Source organism: Nonomuraea sp. B5E05 (genome assembly GCF_039880665.1).
Classification (GTDB): Bacteria; Actinomycetota; Actinomycetes; order Streptosporangiales; family Streptosporangiaceae; genus Nonomuraea.
Genome location: NZ_JBDPMJ010000032.1, coordinates 21,381 through 37,621, shown reverse-complemented (window position 1 = coordinate 37,621; position 16,241 = coordinate 21,381). Strand labels below are relative to the sequence as shown.

At 72.1% G+C, this 16,241-nt stretch carries 10 protein-coding genes; 7 read left to right on the top strand and 3 right to left on the bottom strand.

The annotated features are described in order from the left end of the window. The first annotated feature begins 192 nt into the window (after nucleotides 1-192). Genes ABGB01_RS39010 through ABGB01_RS38985 form a run of 6 tightly spaced genes read left to right on the top strand, consistent with a single transcriptional unit; the run spans nucleotide 193 to nucleotide 7,000 of the window. Complete coding sequence (locus tag ABGB01_RS39010) at nucleotides 193-1,752, top strand: phage tail sheath subtilisin-like domain-containing protein (protein ID WP_347778753.1); 1,560 nt, start codon at nucleotides 193-195, stop codon at nucleotides 1,750-1,752. An 11-nt stretch (nucleotides 1,753-1,763) separates the two neighbouring features. Further along, a complete protein-coding gene (locus tag ABGB01_RS39005) occupies nucleotides 1,764-2,285 on the top strand; it encodes a phage tail protein (protein WP_347778752.1) in 522 nt (173 codons plus the stop codon). A gap of 14 nt (nucleotides 2,286-2,299) precedes the next feature. Then, nucleotides 2,300-3,013, top strand: a complete 714-nt coding sequence (locus tag ABGB01_RS39000; RefSeq protein WP_347778751.1) for a hypothetical protein — start codon at nucleotides 2,300-2,302, stop codon at nucleotides 3,011-3,013. Continuing rightward, entirely contained in the window at nucleotides 3,010-3,834 is an 825-nt protein-coding gene (locus ABGB01_RS38995) for a hypothetical protein (protein WP_347778750.1), read from the top strand. Before ABGB01_RS39000 ends, ABGB01_RS38995 begins: the two co-directional genes overlap by 4 nt. Then, on the top strand, nucleotides 3,831-5,072 hold the full coding sequence (locus tag ABGB01_RS38990) for a DUF4255 domain-containing protein (RefSeq protein WP_347778748.1): 1,242 nt from the start codon (nucleotides 3,831-3,833) through the stop codon (nucleotides 5,070-5,072). Before ABGB01_RS38995 ends, ABGB01_RS38990 begins: the two co-directional genes overlap by 4 nt. Beyond that, nucleotides 5,069-7,000, top strand: a complete 1,932-nt coding sequence (locus ABGB01_RS38985) for an ATP-binding protein (RefSeq protein ID WP_347778747.1) — start codon at nucleotides 5,069-5,071, stop codon at nucleotides 6,998-7,000. Before ABGB01_RS38990 ends, ABGB01_RS38985 begins: the two co-directional genes overlap by 4 nt. Nucleotides 7,001-7,007: 7 nt before the next feature. On the opposite strand, the gene ABGB01_RS38980 is transcribed toward ABGB01_RS38985, so the two are convergent. From ABGB01_RS38980 to ABGB01_RS38970, 3 genes are read right to left on the bottom strand one after another with little or no spacing between them, the layout of a single operon-like run. Continuing rightward, nucleotides 7,008-11,180 (bottom strand): DUF4157 domain-containing protein, encoded by a 4,173-nt coding sequence (locus ABGB01_RS38980; RefSeq protein ID WP_347778746.1) that lies wholly within the window; start codon nucleotides 11,178-11,180, stop codon nucleotides 7,008-7,010. Next, nucleotides 11,177-14,236 (bottom strand): DUF6519 domain-containing protein, encoded by a 3,060-nt coding sequence (locus ABGB01_RS38975; RefSeq protein ID WP_347778744.1) that lies wholly within the window; start codon nucleotides 14,234-14,236, stop codon nucleotides 11,177-11,179. The genes ABGB01_RS38980 and ABGB01_RS38975 overlap by 4 nt, the downstream gene beginning before the upstream one ends. 1 nt (nucleotide 14,237) lies before the next feature. Next, entirely contained in the window at nucleotides 14,238-15,281 is a 1,044-nt protein-coding gene (locus ABGB01_RS38970; protein ID WP_347778742.1) for a hypothetical protein, read from the bottom strand. 524 nt (nucleotides 15,282-15,805) lie between these two features. Between ABGB01_RS38970 and ABGB01_RS38965 the strand changes: the two genes are divergently transcribed. Beyond that, a complete protein-coding gene (locus ABGB01_RS38965; protein ID WP_347778741.1) occupies nucleotides 15,806-16,201 on the top strand; it encodes a hypothetical protein in 396 nt (131 codons plus the stop codon). The last annotated feature ends 40 nt before the right edge of the window (nucleotides 16,202-16,241 follow it).

Genomic DNA, 16,241 nt, shown 5'->3' with positions numbered 1-16,241 from the left:
TTTCCGGTCCAGCGCTCTGGTGCGATCGACTGTCAGCCTGGCCGCCGTTCATCACCGACGCGTGTCCGGTGCGTCACTGGAAAAGCCCACATCCGGCTCAGACGGCCGGGTGACGGCGCGGTGACGGGTGCGGGGAAGAGTGCTGTCATCGGCGTACGGCTGCCCAGCACGCCTTGGAGTTGAGGAGAGGTCATGGCGGTAACGCTCAGCCATCCCGGGGTCTACATCCAAGAGATACCCGGCGGCAGTCGCACCATCACGGGCGTCGCCACCGCGGTCACCGCCTTCGTCGGGCGGGCTCTTCGCGGGCCGGTCGACGTGCCGGTCCCGATCTCCTCGTACGCCGAGTTCGAGCGCACGTTCGGCGGCCTGTGGAGGGACAGCGGCCTCGGCTACGCCGTCCGGGACTTCTACCTCAACGGCGGCAACCAGGCGGTGATCGTCCGGCTGGCCCGCAACGCCGCCACCGCGCTGCTCGACCTGAACGGCGCACTGAGCCTGGAGGCGCTCGGGGCGGGAGCGTGGGGCAACGCGCTGAACGTGCAGGTGGAGCACGCCGGTACCGGTGCCGAGGCTGAAACGGTCGCCGACCAGCAGGGTGTGGAGGCCGATGACCTGTTCCACCTCATCGTGAGGGAAGGCCCGCCGGAGGATCCGGTGATGGTGGAGGCGTACCCCAATGTCACCCTGGTCGACGGACCGCGCCGGGTGGACCTGGCGCTGGCCGGCTCCCGGCTGGTCAAGGTGGCGCGCGCGACGGCTCTGCCGGGTACCGGCCGTCCCGACGAGGGCAACTACGGTGGTGCCGGCACCGACCCGGCGGTCACCGGCACCGACGGCGATCATCTCACCGCCGGGCAATACACCGGCGGCACGCTGGAAGACACCAAGAAGGGCATCTACGCCCTGCGCGACGCCGACCTGTTCACACTGCTGTGCCTGCCGCCATCGGTGCCTGACCTGAAGCTCGACGACAGCGTGTGGGCCGCCGCGCTGGACTTCTGCACACGCCAGCGGGCGTTCCTGCTCGTGGACCCGCCGCCTGACGCGAACGCCACCACCATCCGCGCCTGGGTGCAGGGCCGAGGCCTGACCGCCCAGGGTCGCAACGGAGCGGTGTACTTCCCACGCCTGCGGCGGCCCGATCCGCTGCGCGACGGCGCGATCCGCGAATTCGCCCCGTGCGGCGCGGTCGCCGGCGTGATGGCCCGCACGGACGCGGCGCGCGGGGTGTGGAAGGCGTCCGCCGGGGTGGAGGCGGGACTGGCCGGCGTCACCGGCCCCGCGATCACGCTGACGGACGGCGAGAACGGCGCGCTCAACCCGATGGCGATCAACTGCCTGCGCACCTTTCGTGGCGTCGGCACGGTGATATGGGGAGCGCGGACGCTGCGCGGAGCGGACGTGCTCGCCGATGAGTACCGGTACGTGCCGGTGCGGCGGCTGGCCCTGTTCCTGGAAGAGACGTTGGTCCGGGCCACCCAATGGGCGGTGTTCGAGCCGAACGACGAGCCGCTCTGGGCGCAGATTCGCGCCTCGATCGGCGGATTCTTGCAGGACCTGTTCCGGCAGGGCGCCTTCCAGGGTCGGATGCCGCGGGAGGCGTACTTCGTCAAATGCGACAGCGAGACCACGACGCAGTACGACATCGACCGGGGAGTGCTGAACATCATGGTCGGCTTCGCGGCGGTGAAGCCGGCCGAGTTCGTGGTCATCAGCATTCAGCAGCGGACCGCGGCCGCAGGGGCTTAGGAGGGGCAGGCATGGCCGAGTTCACCATGAACGCCAAGCGCTTCGACCCGTACAAGAACTTCAAATTTCGGGCGAAATGGGACGGGCGGTACGTCGCGGGCATCAGCAAGATCGGCACCTTGAAGCGGACCACCGAGGTGGTGTCCCATCGGCACGGAGGTGACCCGAGCAGCAGCCGGAAGTCGCCGGGACGGACCGAATACGACGCCATCCTGCTGGAACGCGGCGTCACTCATGATCCCGACTTCGAGCAGTGGGCGAACAAGGTGTGGAACTACGGCTCAGGGCTGGGCGCGGAGACCTCCCTGGCCGACTTCCGCAAGGACGTCATCATCGAGATGTACAACGAGGCGGGCCAACTGGTCATCGCGTACAAGGTGTACCGATGCTGGGTGTCCGAGTGGATCGCACTGCCCGAGCTGGACGCGAACGCAAACGCGGTGGCCATCCAGAGCGTCAAGCTCGAGAACGAGGGATGGGAACGCGATTACACGGTGGTCGAGCCCACCGAGCCGTCATACGTCGAGCCCTGACGGCCCCGCCCGCGATGACCACCCTGGACGACCCCGCACGTCTGCTCGAAGCGTGGGAGCACGCCGCGCCGGCGCCACCGGTCACCCGCGGTCCGGTGCTGCTGCACTCCGTCGGGCTGTTGCCCGACCTCGGCACCGCTCTGGAGATGCCCGTCGGGCTAGTCGCGGCGCTCGCCGCCCGGCTGTACGCCGACGCCTTCGGCGGCGTCGCGGACGTGATGATGACCTGTGTTTGCGGTGAGTTGCTCGAGGCGGCGTTGCCGCTGGAGCCGATCACCGAGCTGCCCGCCGGTGAGTGCGCCGAAGCCTGCGGCGGCACCCTGCGAGTACGGCCTCCCAGCGCCCGCGACCTGCTGGTGGCCGCACAGGCCGACGATGCCCTGGCCACCTTGCTCACCCGTTGTGTCCGCGACGCGGCGGGAGGGCCGATCAGCCCGGCACAACTCACGGCCGAACAACTGCGAGCCGTCGACGCGGTCGCCGAGGAGCTGGCCGGGGCCGCGGCGGTGATGCTGCGGGCCCGCTGCCCCGCGTGCGAGAACATCGTCGCCGTTTCACTCGACGTGGCCGAGTTGCTGTGGGAACGGGTCGCCGCCCGCGCGCCGGCCCTGCTCACGGAGGTCGCCACCCTGGCCGCCGCCTTCGGCTGGGCGGAGGCGGAGATCCTCGCGCTGCCGGCCGGCCGTCGGCGGGCCTACCTGGCGCTGGCGGCGGGACGGACCGCGTGAGCGGCGGCTTCTTCACCCGGATGGCGCGGCGGGCCACCGGCAGGGAGCCGCTGGCGCGGCTCCGCGTAGCCCAGCCGTTCGAGGTGCCACTGCCGGAGTGGCCGGTCGAGACGGGTGAGGGACGGCCCGCGATCGCGTCGACCAGGCCGTCCGTACCGCGCTCCACGGTCGGCACCGCTCGCGGACCGCTGTCGCGGACACCGCAGGCGGCCATGGACGGGCCGGCCGAGAGCGTGACCACGATCCCCGAGCCGACGGCGGGCCGGCCCCCGACGCCGTCGGAGCCGCCTGGTTCGCCGGTCCGGTCCTCCGAGAGCCAGAGTCCGCGGGTCCGGTCTCATGAGGAGCAGAGCCTGCCGGCGGAGCCTGACGACGACCGGGACTCGCCCGGACCTGACATCGGCCCGGCGCCTTCGCCGAGCGCACCGTCGCCCGCTGATCCTCCGGCTGCCGGTTCCGTACGTGCTCCCGTCTGGGATGTGGCCAGGCTGCTGCGCGAGCATCTCGGGCCGGAGCTGGTCGCGCGCGATGTGGTGGAGCCACGGGATCGGCTGATCTTCGTCGACCGCCTGGCGACGGCCGGAGCGGCGCCGAAGCCCGGCACCGCCGAAGTGCGCACCAGCGAGGTGCGGCCGGCCGCCCGTACCCTCGGGGCGCCCTGCGTGCCCGCGAGTCCTTCGCCGATCGGCGACGTCCACCTGCGCATCGACCGGGTCGTGGTCACCCGGGCGGCCGCGCCGCCACCCCCGGCACCGCCACCCCAGCCCCCCTCCACCGTGGATCACGCGGCCTACCTCGCCCGTCGCAGGGAGGATCGATGAGCAACAGCCTTGCCATCGCGGCGGTCACCTCGACCCTGCGTTACGTGCTGGAGCGAGCCCTCGAAGCCGACCATCCCGGCTCCGTCGGCGGCGCGACCGTCACTACGCTGCCTCCCGGTGAGCTCGCCGGCACCACCATCACCGCTGCGCCGGGCATCAACCTGCACCTGTACGACGTCCGCCCCAGCCACGCCTGGAACCTCACCGACCTGCCCACCCGTGGCAGTGACGGCGGCCTCGTCCGCAGACCCATGGCCGCTCTCGACTTGTACTACCTGCTCACCTGTTACGGGGACGCGGAGTCGCTGGACGCCCAGCGGTTGCTCGGCCGTGCCGTGATCGCGTTGGCGGTCACGCCGATCCTGACCCGGGACGTGATCAATGAGGCGATCGAGCTGTACTCCGTCAACGTCCCGACCGACTTCCTGGCCGAGTCCGACCTCGCCGACCAGATGGAACGGGTCAAGATCGCACCGTACGCCTTGTCGCTGGAGGAGATGTCCAAGCTGTGGGCCACCTTCTCCACCCCGCACCAGCTCTCCCAGACGTACGTGGCGACGGCCGCGCTGGTGGAGGCGGACGTCGCGCCACGCAGGCCGCTGCCGGTTCGGCAGCGGACGGTGTCCGTGGTCGCTGGCGGCCCCGTCGTGCTGACCGAGGTGATCGCCGGTCCGCGCGGCGCCGCCGTGACCGGTGATCGGATCGTGCTGCGTGGCGCCGGACTGCGTGGGCGTCCGAAGCAGATCACCCGGATCCGGGTCGGCCCCGCCATCCTCACGCCTGAAGCCGGAGGCACCGCCGCTGAACTGGAGGTGACGCTCGACGGCACGGTGCCGGCCGGGCTGCACGGCGTCCAGGTCTCGCACATCACCTCGGCCGCCGGTGCCGTTCCGGCCAGGGTCAACGCTACATCCAACGCGCTGCCGCTGCTGGTCCGCCCCGGTGTGGCGCTGGCCGAAGACGCCGGAGAGCTGAAGGTCACCCCGCCGCTGGTCGGCGGGCAGTCGGCCACCATCCTGCTCAGCAGGCTCACATCCGCCCCGTCCGGCGAGCCGGACGTGGTCAGCATCCGCTTCGCGCCACTCGCTCCGGACGCCGCGCCCCTGGACCGGCTGACCATCACCGACGACGAGGTGCCGGCCGGCGAGTGGCTCATCCGCGTACGGGTGGACGGCGTGGACAGTGTGCCAGAACTGGTCGGAGAGGTTTACGGCGGGCCCGCCCTGACCGTGCCATGACCGGCGCCGGGCGCCGCCGCGCCCAGGTTCATGATGCCTCCGGCGCCCTGGACCTCTCCTGGGAGGAGGCGAATCGGCTGGCGCTGGTCGCCGAGCTGGACGTCCTGAGGGTCCGGATCACCGCCTACCCGGGCGAAGCCCATGAGAGCGTGGCGGCGGCGGACCGGCGGCTGATAGCGGCCCGGAGCCTGCTCGACCGCCCCTCGGCGCTGGACGAGCTCGCCGCCGCGTTGCGGTTGACCGGATTCGAACGGACGCTGCTGCTGCTGGCGGTCGGGCAGGAACTGGCCGGGGAAGTGGCCGACGAGCTGACCGCCGCGCATGGGCAGCCTCGTCCCACCTTCGGGTTCGCCCTGGCGGCGCTGCCCGGCGCGCATTGGAGCGCGATCACCCCGGACGGTCCGCTGCGCCGCTGGGAGCTGATCCGCCTGCTGGACTCGGCCTCTCTCACGGGCAGCCCGCTGGCCGCGGACGAACGCCTGCTGCACCATCTGATGGGCGTGCGCTATCTCGAACCGGACCTCGCCGCCATCGCCCGCCCCGTGCAGCCGATGCACGCGCTCCCGCCGTCCTTCGCCACCGCGGCCGAGACGATTCGCCTGGTGTGGGAACGGGGCCGGCCCGTCGTCCTGCAGGGTCCTCAGCCGGCCAATCTACCGGTGGTCGCCGCCGCGGCGGCGAAGGCCGCGGGACGAGACCTGCGGGTGATCTCCGTGGCCGACCTCCCATCGGCGGTACGCGACCGCGACCGGCTGCTCCGCCTCGTCGGCCGGGAGAGCATCCTGGCGCCCGCCGCCTGGGCCTTCGACGCCGACGGAGCCCAGCCCGCGGAGACTCATGCCCTGGTACGCGCCCTCGGCACGTTGTCCGCCCCGGTCGCGGTGCTGGGCCCCTTCGACACCGCCGTCGCCGACGGGGTACACGTCGCGGTGCCGCGACTGCCCATCCCCGAGCGGGTCGCGGCTCTGAAGGCCGCGCTGGACAGGCACGCGGCCGCCCGTCCAGACGACGAGGCGGCCACGGTCGCCGGGGTGTTCGACCTGGCGTTGCCCGATGTGGAGCTGGCCGCGGGCGACACGGCCAGCGGCACGCCGCTGTGGCATGCCTGCCGGGCCCGCTCCCGCAGCCGCTACGGCACGCAGGCCCGGGTCGTCCGCCCCCGAGCCGGCTGGGACGATCTGGTGTTGCCCGCCACGCACCTGGAGAAGCTCCGGTCGCTGGTCGCCGCCGTGCGGCATCGGACCAGGGTGCTGCACGACTGGGGGTTCGCCGGCAAGAGCAGCCGCGGCCTGGGCACCGCCGCGCTGTTCGCCGGGCACAGCGGCACCGGCAAGACCCTCGCCGCCGAGGTGATCGCCCACGAGCTCGGCCTGGATCTGGTGGTGGTGGACCTCAGCCAGGTGGTCAGCAAGTTCATCGGCGAGACGGAGAAGAACCTCGGCCGGGTCTTCGACGCAGCCGAGGACGGGGCCGCCGTGCTCCTGTTCGACGAGGCGGACACCCTTTTCGGCAAGCGCACCGAAGTGCGCGATAGCCACGACAGGTACGCCAACCTCGAAGTCGGCTACCTGCTCCAGCGCATGGAATCCTTCACGGGCCTGGCGATACTCACCACCAACGCCCGCTCCGTGCTGGACCAGGCGTTCCTGCGCCGGCTGCGGATCGTCGTGACCTTTCCCTACCCGGACCGGACGGCCAGGGAGACGATGTGGCGCAGGGCGTTTCCCGACGGGATGCCGGTCGACGGGGTGGCCCCGGCCAGGCTCGCCGCGGTCGATCTGCCCGGCGGCGGCATCGCCGCGGCGGCGCTGACCGCCGCGTACTTGGGGGCCGGCGAGGACCGGGTGACCGCGGAGCAACTGGCCGTCGCCACCCGCTGGGAGCTGGCCAAGAACGGGCGCTCCCTCGGCGGTCGTGGACCGTCCTGACCGCTGTTCAGAGCGCGCCGGGCACGTAGCGGAAGCGCCCGCCGTGCATGTCGACGAGCAGGTCGAGCGTCGCGCGGGTCGCGTCGTCGATCGCCCCGACGATTCGCCACTCGACCCGGGAGTCCGTGAACTGGGCCAGGATCTCCATGTCCTTGGCCAGCTGCGTAGCGCTGCGACCGACGAGCCGGAACTCCTTGACGTTCTTGCTTTCGCGCAGCACCACCGTCGGCCCGTCCATGAACATGTGGTCGATGTACCGGCCACCGCGTCCGCCGGTCGGCAGGTACACCTGTGCGGCCCCTTCTGGCGGGAACTCGGCGGCGAGTTCGGCCAGTCTGCGGTCCCCCCGCGGCCTGCTGAGGATCTTGGCCCGCAGCTCCGCCTGCCGGAGCGGCGAGACGAGCTGGTTCGCCGGCCTGGGTACGGCGGCGCCGACTTCGAGAGCGTGCCGGGCCTCGCCGAAGGTGCCCTGTGCCCCGCTCTCGATGGGAGCCGCACCGCGTGGCCTGTCCAGCGGAGACAGACCTTCGGGGACGGCCCTCGGGTCGATTCCCCCGCCTGGCATCTGTGCTTGCTCGAAGACGTCCGCTACCCCGCGCCCGGTTCGGCTGGTCAGCCTCTGCTCGAGAGCTGCGGCGGCTCGCGCGGCGCCCTCGGGATCCGCGTGCGCGGACTCGGCGATCTGGCGGAACCGGGTGCGGATGGCAGGATTCGTCTCCAGCTCCTTCTGGAACTTCTGGGCGATCCGGGACAGCGACTCGCGTGCCTCCCGGGGGCCAGTGGTGTACCGGCCCAGAGAAGTGCTACTGGCCACCATTTCGACCTCGTAGACGCCGGGAACGATAGGGGTGGCGCTGAACGTCTCGATCCACCTGTACCGCCGTTTGAGTGTCATCAGCAGGCCGAGCAGAACCGGCACCGGCGTGTCGACGGCATCGTTGAGCCCCTTGATCATCGCTGCTCGGCCCAACGCCTCTGGGAACTGGGCGGCCTTGGCGATGTCGTCGGCGATCGTCGGGACCCCGGGCTCGTCCACCGCCCGGAGCACTCCCCCTCCCAGCTCGTCGGCCTCCCGGGCGGCGGACCGCCGGCCGGCCTGCTCGGCGGCCTGCTTGGAGGCCCCGGTCTCGACGCCCTCCCGCGTGGCGCGGCTCGCCGAACCGGCGGCTTCGTCGCTCAGGCCGAGCATGCGTCCGGCCCGGCTCTCGAGCCAGGTCAAGAAGTCGGCGGCGAACCGGAACCTGCTCAGGAACTTGCGGGCGGAGCCGATTCCCCGCATCAGCGGCTTGCGCAGCGGGCGCAGTGCCCGGCTGAGGAGGCCGAACAGCTCGCCCCCGAGGTCGAGGAAGCGCAGCAGGTGGCGCAGCAGGATCCGCAGCGGAGTCTCGGCTGCCTTAGCGGTGGCGTAGCCTCCGGCGGTGAGGTAGATGGTGAGGGCCTGGAGCAGCACGAAGCCGCTGACGAAGCCGATCTTCTTACCCAGTTCGTAGTCCGGCAACAGGATGAATCCCAGCAGTGCCGAAGCGGCCCGGGCGCCGAGTGACTGGGCGCCTGCCACCATCGCGGTCCAGGCGTCGCCCAGGAGCTCGCCCAGGCCGGTCACCGTGGTCCCGGAGTTCTTCACCTCGTCGCGCATGGTGTTCTCAAGGGTGGCGGGGTCGAGGCCGGGCTCCATGCCGTCGGCGGCCACGGCGTTGAGCGTGTCCTGCGACAGCAAGGCGACGATCTGCGCGTCGGTCGGCTCGCCGGGCACGGGGGCGAGCTGCGCCGCAGGGCCCACCGCAGAACCTCCCGCAGTCTCGACCGCGCTCGGTGCGGCGGGGGACGCCGTGGCTGTTCCCGGGGCGGCGGGTGACGTCGGCGGCCGGGGCATCGCCAGGGCCGGAGCGTACCTCGCGACGATGCGGGCCACCGCGCGGGAGCCGGCGACCAGCAACTCGGCCAGCATGAACAGCAGCCGGAACGGGTCGATGATCCCGTCCACCACGCCCTGCACGATGCCCCAGGCCATGCCGGCCATGAAAGCCGGCCCCCCGCCTGCGGCCAGGCTCGCGATCTTGTTGCTGGCCTCGACGCGCTGCTTGTCGTCGATCTTCTCGCCATAACGGAGCTGGAGGAGGAAGCCCACCACGGCTTCCTGGATCAGAACGCCGAGCGGGCCGAGGCCGGGGATCAGGACGGGCATCCCGCCGATCACGGTGATCAACAGGTCGAGGACGAAGGCGATCACCGGCGGCTTGAGGTCGTCCGGGCAGAGCAGCCAGATCACCGAGGTGAGGGCGACCGGAAGCATCAGCGGGTTGGCCGCCACCATGGCCAGTCGGACCAGGAAGTCGAGAATGGGGCGGAAGATCGCGAGGAGGGCGTCGAAGACGGCGCGCAGGGCCTTGACGAGTCCGCTGAATCCGCCACGGGCCCAGGCGGCCATCCGGGCGAATTGTCCGGCCACCCCGGTGAGCAGGAGGGACACGGCGGACAGGCACGCGCTGGCGCCGAACGCGCCGCACACGCCGCTCATCGCGGTGCCCACCTGCCCGGCCGCGTCGGCGAGCCAGGTCGCGGCGGCGGCCATGGTGTCCGCGGCCTCGCTCACCTTGCCGATGACGGTGGGCAGGACGCGCTCCAGCAACACCTGGCGGGCGGCGACCAGAATGTCGTTAATATTCCAGTTCGCCCACAGCCAGGTTAGTTTGTCCCAGAGTGGCGGCAGAACCTGCGTCAGGATCACGACCGGCCCGAGCGGGGAGAGCATGACCAGCGCCCCGGCGGCCACCATGAGAGGCGTGCGGATCGGCGCGATGGTGGCGCGCAGCTTTTCCCAGGCGGAGTCGGCGAGGCCCGCCAGCCAACCGCGAACCCCTTCTGCGCTGTCCCAGGCCAGTCCGAACTGGGTGGTGAGCCACTTCCACACGTACTCGGCGCCGGCGCGGATCGGCGCGCCGAGGTCCCAGAGCCGCGAGCTGAGGCGGGTGAAGGACTCCCAGGCGGCGCCGCCGACCTTACCGAGCAGATCGAGTGCCGGGACCGCGAGATTGTCCCAGAAGCCGAGGAAGAGGTCGTTGACCGTTGCGGCGGCCGATCGAAGGTTCTGGAGGATCGGGCCGTCCCACTCCTGGAGGGCGTCCACCACCGGACGCAGCAGCGTGCCGACGGTCGCGCGGGCGGCACCGCCAAGTTCGGCCTGGACGCCGCTGACATCGTTCGCGAGACGGGTGAAAGCGGTCTCGATGGCGGACATCGGATCGATGTCGCCCAGCCGAGACAACAGCCTGACGGCCAGTGTGTTGACGCCGGTGCAGAGCAGCTCGCGCACCTGGCCGAGCACGCCGCCGCGAAGCAGCTCAAGAAGCCCGGGAGCGAGCCGGTCGACGACCGACGCCGCCGCCTCCATGGCGTTCTCGGTGATCTCGCCTCGCACCTCGCGGGCAGTGTCGAGCGCGTCGCGGCCCATGGCGGCGACGTCGCCCGCGGTATCGGAGGCGAACCGGCCCACGGAGGTGTCGGCGAGCTCGAAGCACTGCACGCCGAGCGGTGCGGACCGGACGGGCGGCGCCGGCGGGCCGCGGCCCGGGTGCTCGGTCGTCGCCCCCGCCGGGCCGGCGGCGGGGCGGGCCTGCTGGCGTACGTGGGCCAGCTCGTGCGCGAGCACCAGGTCCCGGCCGGGTGTGGCGTACGGCGCGGCGCCGGCGCCGAGGACCACGTGGTTGCCGTAGGTGAAGGCGTGGGCGCGGCGTTGCTTGGCGGCGAGCTTCGCGGCGAGGCCGTCGTGCAGGCGCACCCCGGTGAGGCTCATGCCGAGGGCCGGTTCGTACCGTGCGCGTTCGGCACTGTTCAACGGGCGGCCCGGGCCCAGGCGGGCGTCGGGCACGGCGGCCATTCTGGCGCTCGGCCGGCCGGGAGGCGGTGCGGCCGTCACGCGGCTCGGCCGGCCGGCCGAGCCGATCGGCGTGCCCCTCGGCCGGGCGCGTTCCGCTGCCACGATGCGGTCGGCGGTGGCGTGGGCGTCACGCTCGGCCGCGGGATCGGGCGGGGCGTGCACGGGGATGCGCGCCACGCTGTGCGTGCTGCGCGGCGGCGTGGCGGATCGGCGGGGTGCCCGCCCGGCTGTTTCGTCCCGGGCGGACTCGGGTTCGCCCCGGTCGGCCGACCGGGGCGGACGCGTGCTCTGCGCGAACCTCATCCGCTCACGTTGCCCTCGGCCACCCACACCCCGGCGGGTTCCATCAGAGCGGGTCCGCTCGTACAGATGTTGTCGCGCGCCACCCGCAGGATGGGCCAATCAGGCGGGCCGGCCTCTACGCGGATGCCGTTCGTGGTGCCGTGGAACATGTTCCCCGCGACCACCGCGTGCGGGCCGAGCCGCCCGGCACAGCGCAGGCCTTGCATCGGGTAGACGGGCTTGTTGCCGGCGAAGTCGACCACGTTGGAAGTGACGTCCAGGCGACGGCAGTGGCCGATGGACATGGCCTGGTGGATGAAGGCCGTGGGGGCACGCCACGGCGGGTTGATGGTGTTGCCGGAGATCCAGGCGTGCTGGATGGTCCGCGGCGCGCCGTCGCGGTGCCTAAGCGCGACGGTGATCCCGGCGAGGGCACCGGTGACGGTGTTGTCGCGGACGCGGACCTCGCCGGCCGCGCTGCCGGCGACGGTGATGCCGGCACTGGCCACCGGGAGGACGCCCAGGTTGTGGTACACGCCGCCGCCCAGCCAGTTGACGAACTTGGGGGAGAACCTGGCCAGAACGTCGGGCAGCATCAGATCGTCACGGACGGACGTCTGGAGCTCCGCGACGGTGCTGGAGTTGCTGCCGTAGAGGTAGTCGCTCCACCCTTCGTCATCGTCGATCTCCGTGCCGAACCGCGGCGGAAATTCGTTGACGAACGAGTAGCCGTAGCGCAGCCCAAGTGGATCACCATCGTCCTGGGTACGCAGCGGGTGTACGGCCCGCCGGGCCACGAGGCGGGCGAACCGCGGGTCGCGCAGCCACTCGAGGAACCGGCTCCACGGGTCGGGGACGTCGTCGCAGGCCGCGGAGATGTCACAGCCGGTCACGTCCGTGCGCTCGCTGTCGATCACGAGCACCCCTGTCTGCGCATGACCGACCATTACCCGGCAATCTCGGACCACAGTCCGGCTCACCGGCCGATAACCGCCGCGTACGGTGATACCGGTCGCCGTGGCGGTGGGCGCGTCGGTGACGCTGGCATGAACCCGTTCCACGAGCGCGGGACCGGCGCACTGGACGGTGAGCGCGCCATCTCGGTGATCGCGCTCGGCGGGCCGCGCCGCCACCGAGAGATCGCGTACGCAGACCTCGCCGCAGTTCACGAAATGCAGCGCGGACCCCGCAGTGGAGTGGATCTTGGTGATGACGGCGCCGGCCCCGGTGATCCGCACGCAGCCCACCCCGGACAGCACCGCCGGCGCGCTCAGCTCCCACGTCCCGGAGGTCAGGCACAGTTCGAGTGCGGGCACCCCGGACAGACCGGCGAAGAGCTGGACCAGGTCCGTCTCCGGCCGCACCACGAGACAGACGGAGTCGCCTGGCTTCTCCTGTCGCCGGCCGGTGACGCGGACCTCGGCGCCGACCGCCTGACCGGCGTCGTCCAAGCGTACGGCGGTGAGCACCTGGGTGTCCGAGCCCGTCGCGGGCAGCCGCCAGCGCACGTCTACCTGGCCGTTCTCGTCGGTCGGGAAGACATCCTTCGCCGGATCAGTGGTGGTGGGTACGCCGGTGGCCACGTTGCCACCCGTGGCGGAGAACTTGACCCTGGCGCCCTTCACCGGCACTCCGCCGTTGCGCACCACCACCCGTACCGGCTCAGGCAGCGGCTGACCGGCCGGGGCTTGCTGACCGTCGCCGCCGAGCAGGTCGATGGTGACCAGCTCGGTCAGCGGCGGGGTGAGCCGGCGGCAGCTCTCCTCCAGGGTCCAGCGGCCATGGCCGGCGGCGGTGCCGCGTTCGAGTATGCCGAGCACCGCGACGTGGTGCTCCGGGCCGAGAGGCGGGAGAGCGAGCGGCTTGTTGTCTTCCTCGGGCCATTCGATGGTGCCGGAGAGCGCGCTGATGCCGTACATGAGCCGCATGGTGCGGGCGGGAACGAGCCAGTGATCGCCAGTCCGGAAGTCGCCGGCGCCGAACCGGACCTCGATGCCGGCCTTGTCCAGTTCGTCGGGACTGCTGTTGGCGGGCTGGGCCGGGCCGTCCCAGCGCCGGACGATGGGTGTGCTGCCGAGCGCCGCCAGGTCGGCGGGGCCGGTGGCGGCCCACTTGACGGGCAGGGCGAGCCCGTCCGGCGGGCCGGCGGTGGCGAGGTGGCCTGGCAGGCCGTGCAGCTCTCGGTCAGGGCTGGTGACCTCGACCAGATCGCCCTGGCGGAAGGAGAGCTCCTCGTCCCGGCCGATCCTGCTGAGAGTGAGCTCGGCGTCCATGCCCGCGGCGGAGGACGAGCCGATGGCGGTCAGTCCGGCCACCACGCTGCCGTTCTCCCGGGAATACAGGTAACGGGCGATGCCGCCGGTGCCCACATCGTGTACCTGGATCCGGTAGAGCTGGTTCTCCAGTCGACGGTAGCCGCCGGAGGTGCTCAACCGGCAGGGGTCGGCGGTGGAGTCGACCTCGGGCAGCGCCGCGGTCATCGTGGGCGGTGTCCGGTCCCGCCACAGCGGGTCCGTCACGTCGGCGCACGTGGCGCCGGCGGCGACCTCGACCAGGCGGACCTGCCACACGGTGCGCGCGCGGGTCGTCGTGTCCGGCCCGCCGAGGGCGGATTCCAGCAGCGAGGGCACCTGATCGGCGGTGACGTGCTGGTTGAAGCAGTCCAGCAGGACCGCGTAGCGGCCGTCGCCCGGCGGCTCCGGCAGCCCGGGCAGGTCGTCGCCCACACAGCGCAGGTACGGCTGGTCGGCGAGCTTATGACCGACCCCGCCGTCGGCGGGTGGGGCGGCCTCGACGAGAACGCCGTCCACGTAGTACCGGCCAGGAGTAATGCGCAGGTCGCCCCAGGCCGTCTTCTTGGGGACGGCCCCGCTGATGTCCACGATGTCGAACCCGGCGCCGTCGAGCGGCCCGCCGGCCTGCCCGACGGCGTCGCGGGTCCGTACCTCGTCATGCTGGGCGGTGATCTGCGTCTGTTCGTTCCACTCGGCGTCCAGCAGAACCCTGCCCTGCTGGAGCAGCACCGATCGATAACCCTCACGCGGGTCGAACGTCCAGCGGGTGAAGTCTCCCTGCACGTCAGCTCCCAAAGATCCCAAGTTCGATGCCGGCCGGCCGGTACGGAGCTAGCTGCCGTTCCGCCGCCCGGAGCCGCAGCGGCCGTCGGAGGTGGTGGTGGACGCCCGGCTCGGCACCGTGCTCGCCGGCCTCCCGTATCGACGCCGAGCAGGATCCGGCGAGGGCCGGATAGGCGGGGGAGGCGGGATCGGTGGCCGCGTACACCGGAACGGCGCCGTCGTCGGGCACGCATCGGTACCGGCGGGGGGTGCGCGAGCCGGGGGCGACGCAACTGAATCGGAGGCAACCGGCCTGGCGGTCCGCCACCTCCACCAGACCGTCGAGCACGCAGCTCGACGCGTCGAGGCTGCGTACCCGCGTCGTGCCTCGCACCGTGGTCCCCTCCAGGCAGGCGTGCACGCCGTCGCCGGTGAGGGCGCTGCCGCCGCCGGCCGTCGCGTCGAGTATCGAGGTGTCCACGGCGAGCAGCGGCACGGTGCCGGCGAGCTCGACCCCGCCCACCACCGATCGGCTGAGCCGCAGGTGAAGGCGGCGGGTGGTGGAGCCGGCCCGCAGGGCGCCGGTGATGGTTGTGTGCGCGACGGTGAGGTGAGCGAGCCTGCCGGGTTCGACGACCAGGTCTCCCTCGATGAGCAAGCCGTCCACGACCACACTGCTTCCAAGCCCTCCGTCGATCCGCAGCGTGCCGCGCAGGTGCGGGCGCAGCCCACCGGGGGCGTACCGGCCGGGAACCGCGGCGAGCACCTCGCCGCTGGGCGGACGGCGGGCCGGCCATGCGGCGGCCACCAGCACCAGCCGGGTGCCGGCTGGCACGGTGACGGCGAGGTCGCCGGGGTAGGCGGCGCTGTCGGCGATGGAGACGACGTACGTGCCCTTGACGGCGGTGCTGCCCGCCGCGCCCCACAACGCCTCGGCCGCCGCCAGGCCCGCGGCGATGGTGGGCACGCTGCCGGTCCGAGCGGGGGTGCCGGAGTGGACCTCGATCTGGCCGACGGCGAGGGGAGCGTCGGGGTCGGGCGCGGTGACCGGGGCGCCGGAGCCCATGGCCAGCAGCGCCTCGTGGGCCGCGGTGCGATCGTAGGTGCCCGCGCCGACGTCCGCGAGCGCGCCGTAGGCGAGCGGACGAAGATCGCGTCGGGGGCGGTGGCATTGTACACCCGCATCCGGCCCTGCACCGGATCCACCATCACCTGCGGTTCCGGCCCCGAGGCGAGATCTTCGAGCCGGCACACCCGGATCCGGTCAGGGGAGAGGTCGCGCTGGTCCACTCCGCCGACCCGCAGCCGTATCCCTAGCGGCAGCGAGGACGCGGGGAGCGAGCCAGAGCGGGCTTGCTCCAGCAGGTTCTTCAGACGGCGTGGGCGCAGTGGCAGCGGCAGGTCAGCTTCGGTGGCCAGTCGTTCGATGGCCTCCTCCCGGAGGGCCGGCGCGTACAGCGGCACCGCCCGGCCGAGCGGGTCGAAGGTCCATTCCGCCCCGTCGGCGCGTGCGGTCGCCCAGCCGCCGTTCGAGCCCAGAGGCACGTCCACGTCGGGAGCGCCCACTTCGTACGCCTGAGTGGGGAACAGGTGGACGGCGACGTGATTAACGCCGTAACGTCCCCGTCGGCTGGGGATGCGGCGTGCCTCGGCGGTGTTGGGGAGCGGGTCGAACGCGCCGCCCGGGCCGGGTGGGCTGATCAGCGCGGCCGCCTCGACGCGGGCGGCGTCGCGCAGCGACGCGGTGGCGGGCCGGTCAAGGCGCACGTGGTTGATGTGGGCGGCGGTGACGAGCAGCGGATGGTGCTCGACCGCGCGGGCCGGCCAGTCGGTGACGTCCCTGGCGACCTGTTCGAGCACCGCCACCGTGCCCTTACGCCGCCGGTAGGCGACGGTGTTGGCGACCAGGGCGCGGCGGCTGACCGTGGCTCCCATGTCGGCCGGCGGCTCGGCGAGGCCGACCAGGTCGGCGAGGTAGGGAACTAGCCATTCCGCGCACGTTTCGATGAAGAACCCGTCGCGCAGC

Coding starts and splice junctions, on each gene's coding strand:
- ABGB01_RS39010 (WP_347778753.1), top strand. CDS start 193: ATGGCGGTAACGCTCAGCCATCCCGGGGTCTACATCCAAGAGATACCC.
- ABGB01_RS39005 (WP_347778752.1), top strand. CDS start 1,764: ATGGCCGAGTTCACCATGAACGCCAAGCGCTTCGACCCGTACAAGAAC.
- ABGB01_RS39000 (WP_347778751.1), top strand. CDS start 2,300: ATGACCACCCTGGACGACCCCGCACGTCTGCTCGAAGCGTGGGAGCAC.
- ABGB01_RS38990 (WP_347778748.1), top strand. CDS start 3,831: ATGAGCAACAGCCTTGCCATCGCGGCGGTCACCTCGACCCTGCGTTAC.
- ABGB01_RS38985 (WP_347778747.1), top strand. CDS start 5,069: ATGACCGGCGCCGGGCGCCGCCGCGCCCAGGTTCATGATGCCTCCGGC.
- ABGB01_RS38980 (WP_347778746.1), bottom strand. CDS start 11,180: ATGAGGTTCGCGCAGAGCACGCGTCCGCCCCGGTCGGCCGACCGGGGC.
- ABGB01_RS38970 (WP_347778742.1), bottom strand. CDS start 15,281: ATGGGCTCCGGCGCCCCGGTCACCGCGCCCGACCCCGACGCTCCCCTC.